At 59.9% G+C, this 426-nt stretch carries 1 pseudogene; it reads right to left on the bottom strand.

Features of this window, described 5'->3' with window-relative positions:
• Nucleotides 1-149: pseudogene (locus GV818_RS33815) on the bottom strand (phosphomannomutase/phosphoglucomutase); the annotation flags it as partial.
• Nucleotides 150-426 lie beyond the last annotated feature (277 nt).

Consider the following 426-nt stretch of genomic DNA (forward strand, 5'->3'; position numbering starts at 1 on the left):
GGGCCGGACAGGCGACCATCACGGCCGATGACGACGGCGGATTCGCCCTTGGCGCGTGCTGCGGAGCCGAAAGCGCGGCCGATGAGACGTGCGGTTTCCGCATCGACTGTTTTTTCGACGATGCCGCGGATGTCGTAGGCTTTGAAGATGGTGGGGTTGATGCTGCTCATGGAATGGTCCGTGAGGATGTCAGATGAGCAGCATTGTAAACGGTCAAGATACGCATGCCGCGGTTACATCAACTATTGACTTGGCAGTCGAACCAACGGTGTCTGGCGCCTTATAATGCCGGGTTGACCCGCACTGGCCGGCGTCGGTGGGCGAACCCGCCTCATTTTCTGCCAGCTTGGACGCCATTTGCACCGTGTCTTCCCATTTGCCACCGCGCCGCCCGCGCGTTGCCTATCTGATTACCAACTCCGACGT

It is taken from the genome of Pseudomonas sp. Fl4BN1 (assembly GCF_009908285.1).
In the GTDB taxonomy this organism is placed as follows: Bacteria; Pseudomonadota; Gammaproteobacteria; order Pseudomonadales; family Pseudomonadaceae; genus Aquipseudomonas.